2 protein-coding genes are annotated in these 3,761 nt (G+C 63.5%); one reads left to right on the top strand and one right to left on the bottom strand.

Annotated elements, in window-relative coordinates; all coding sequences use genetic code 11:
• The first annotated feature begins 20 nt into the window (after positions 1–20).
• Positions 21–305 carry a 50S ribosomal protein L28 gene (gene rpmB, locus AC1P6P_RS04070; protein WP_481401159.1) on the top strand — a complete coding sequence of 95 codons (285 nt, stop codon included), beginning with the start codon at positions 21–23 and terminating at the stop codon, positions 303–305.
• 212 nt (positions 306–517) lie between these two features.
• Here rpmB and AC1P6P_RS04065 read toward each other — a convergent pair whose 3' ends face one another.
• Positions 518–3,559, bottom strand: coding sequence for a TonB-dependent receptor plug domain-containing protein (locus tag AC1P6P_RS04065; RefSeq protein WP_481401158.1), 3,042 nt, complete (start codon positions 3,557–3,559; stop codon positions 518–520).
• Between the last annotated feature and the right edge of the window lie 202 nt (positions 3,560–3,761).

Raw genomic sequence — 3,761 nt, 5'->3', positions numbered from 1 at the left:
ATTTTGAAGCGAGAAGAACCATGTCCCGCATTTGCGAACTGACCGGCAAGGGCCGCCAGATCGGCCACAACGTCAGCCACGCCAACAACAAGACCAAGCGCGTGTTCCTGCCCAACCTGCAGAACGTCACGCTGATGTCGGACGGGCTGGAGCGCAGCTTCAAGTTCCGCGTGTCGACCAACGGCCTGCGTTCGGTCGAGCATGTCGGCGGGCTGGATGCCTGGCTGCTGAAGACGTCGGATACCAAGCTCTCCGCCCGCGCGCTCAAGGTGAAGCGCGAGCTGGCGAAGAAGCAGGCCGCCTGATCGCGCGCCGGCCGGGTTGACCGGTCGGCTTGACCGGTAGGGCAAATCGAAAAGGGCGCGGCGGGTAATTCCGCCGCGCCCTTTTTCGTGTGTCCGTGGGGCGTTTGCCCCGTCCGTGGGGCGTTTGCCTACGCGCCATGCAAGCTTGCCGGCAAACAAAAAAGGGGGCGGTCCATTGGACCGCCCCCGATTCTGTTCCGTGTCGATCGAACTCAGTAATCGATCTTCACGCCGACGCGGAAGAACCGGCCAATGAACTGGCTGTCTGCCCAGGCCGGGTTGAAGTTGTACAGGCCATAGGCAGCGCCCGGATCGAAGGTCGGCCGCTGGTTGAGGATGTTCTTGATGTCCGCATAGATCTTGAAGTGATCCTGGACCTTCAGCTCGGCATGGCCATCGAGATCGAAAAGCGCCTTGCTGTTGCAGACGACCGGCGTGGCGCCATCGGCGTACGAGGCCACCTGAGCGCCGACGCTGGCGGTGCAATCGCCGTAGACGCCGCCTTCGTCGGTGGCGACTTCGGAGACACCGCTGGTATAGTAGGCGGTCAGCGAGACGCTGCCCTTGTTGTTGAAGTCCAGCGAGTTCGTCCAGGTCACGCGCCACTTGGGAGCACCCGAGCAGCTGGTGATGTTGCACGGGCCGAGCGTGCCGTCGAACCGCTCTACCGCGCCAGCGTCAACCTGCTGGAGACGCAGCAGGTACGAAGCGTTGATCGTGCTGTTCAGCTTCAGGCCGTTGCTGTTAAGCGGCAGGGCGATCCGGCCGCTGAAGTCGAGGCCCTTTGCGGTCAGCGAGTCGGCATTCTGGTACGAGGCCTGGATGAAGCCCAGCAGCGGCAGAGCGTTGGGGTTCAACGGATCGGCCACGCCCGGGGTCACGGTGAACCCGGGAATGTTCACCACACCGTTGTTGGTGTAGTACTGCTGGAAGATCGCCGGGCTGGGCAGGGCCGGGATAATCACGTCGGTGACCTTCACGTACCAGAAGTCGGCGGTCAGTTGGATCCGCGGGGTCGGGGTCACCACGATGCCGGCGGTGAACGACTTCGACTTTTCAGGCGCCAGCGCCGGATTGCCGACCGACGTCAGACCATACGAGTATTGCCCGGACGTGTACGACAAGTTGCTCGCGTGCGCGGCGCAGAATGCGACGTAGGTTGCGCAGTTGATGCTGGTGTTGACATAGCCGGTGGTCGGCAGGCCGAACGCTTCGTTGAAGCTCGGGATGCGGAAGCCCTGCGAATAGGTGCCACGGATCTTGAGCTCGCGGATCGGACGGAATTCCGCCTCGAACTTCGGCGAGAAGTGCGATTGCCCGGTCGAGTAGTGATCGTAGGAACCTTCCGCCTTCACCTTGAGCGTGTCGAGGATCGGAGCCGTGATTTCGTACGACAGCGAGTACTGGCTGCGGCTGCCGTCCACACCGACCGAATTGACGCTGTAGAAGCGGTCAGTCGGGTTGGCGTTGTTGGCCGGGTTGGCGCTCGGATTGTGGATCGCTTCATAACGATATTCCGCGCCGACCGCCAAGTTGAGCGAGCCGCCCGGAAGCTTGAAGAAGTCCTTGTTGATCGTGCCGACGATCTGGGTCAGCTTCGAGACCGAGTGGTTGAAGTTGTCGGGCGCGATCAACTGGCGAGCCGCAGCCGAATTGGCCGACGGATTCACGAAGTTGTAGGTGCCCTGGGCAACGGCGTCCATCAGGCCCTGCAGGTAGATGTAATTGCGTTGCAGCGTGTCGAGCGTCACCCAGCTTGCCGTGGCGCCGATGTCATAGTTCCAGCCTTCGCCGAACGAGCCGTCGATGCCACCCGAGATGCGATAGGTCTTGGCGTCGGTGAACGTCTGGCGAGGCAGGTCGTAACGGGCTGCCAGGCGCGCGACGGAACCCGATGCCGCGAACGGGTTGTTCGGGTTGAGCGTGCCGTTCGCCGCGGTGCAGCCGCTGGCCGAGAGGATGCCGCCGACCACCGTCGAGGTGCCGGTCGGGCAGACATAGGCAGGCAGATAGATCTGGCTGGTGGTGATGGTGGTGCCGCCGGCAGCGGTTGCACCGGCGAAGTTCAGCGGCGTGTACTGGTTCGCCGTCTTCACGTCGTAGAAGTTGAACATCGCGTAGGCTTCGGCGTTCGAGCCGACCTTGAAGGTGGCCTTGGCGTTGGCGCCCCAGCGTTCGATGCGCGGGTCGTACTGGTAGTACTGCTTCGCCAGGTCCTGCTGGCAGACCGTCTGCGGGGTCGAGGTCGAACCGTTGATCTGCGCAGCGGTCAGGGTGACCGCCGTGAGCCCGCCGCAGCCGGCCGCCGGATTGAGCAGCTGGTACGGGCCGGTCGCGCCGACGCCCGGCGCGGCGTACTGGCGCACGAACGGGATGGTCGTCGACTGGAAGCCGTTGTAGCCGCCGCCTGCCTGGATGCCATTGAGCACCGAGTTGGTCATGCAGGTCTGCTGGCCGGCGGCGACGGAGCCGAGGCCGTTGGCGGTGCCGCAGAACGCGCTGAGGTCGGCGGTGTTGAACGGATAACCGCGCTGGTTCATGTAGAGCGGATCGTTGATCTGGTATTCGCCGTTGATGTAGACGTTGTAGCCATCTTCATCGAGTTTGCCGAAGCCATAGGTGGCATCGGCGCGGCGCTCGCCGGCATCGCCGCGCTGCGAGATCGCACCCGAAGCGTTCAGGTGCAGGCCGGTGATCTGCTTCTTGACGATGACGTTGACGACACCGGCCACAGCGTCGGCGCCGTAAGTCGCCGAGGCGCCGTCCTGCAGGACGTCGATCCGGTCAACGATCGAATCGGGAATGGTGTTGGCATCGACGAAGTTGCGGTAGCCGTCGTCGGCCAGCGGGTAAGGCGCGCTGCGCAGGTTGTTGAAGATGGTGAGGGTGTAGGCATCGCTCAGGCCGCGCAGCGAAACCGCGCTTGCGCCGGTGGCGAACCCGAACGGCGACCAGCTGGACGGGTCGGTGCCGGCGTTGTTCGCGGTCAACTGCTGGAGCGCATCCGAGACCGTGGTGATGCCGCGCGTGCTGAGATCCTGTGCCGAAAGCGAGGTAACCGGCGAGGCGGTCGCGGCGGCGGCATTGCGCACGATCGAACCGGTGACGATGATTGTGCTGGCCGGTTCTTCGGCGGCCGGTTGGTCGGCCGGCTGGGGCGCCGCCTGCGCGAAAGCCGGGCCGGCCAGCATGGCCAGGCCCAGGACAAGCGGCGCGGCGCCGCTCTTGAGGCCACGGATCGTGGAAGTCTTCATTTTTGAACCCCTGATTTGTGGGAGCGCAGAATGTGCCCCGCTTTCCTCCGCTCGAGCGAAAACCCGACGTCTGTGATCCAGCATTGTCAATATGCCTCTTGATCACAGCCGCGCCAGGTTCTTGCACGGCGATGATGAAAGAATTCATGAAGGAGGACGAATGATTTGCAAAGCTCCCTGACAGCGATGTCAGTGGTTTTGC

The sequence above is a fragment of the Rhizomicrobium sp. genome (assembly GCF_056722145.1).
Note: the sequence above shows the minus strand (reverse complement) of the source record. Positions and strands in the feature narration are given on the sequence as shown.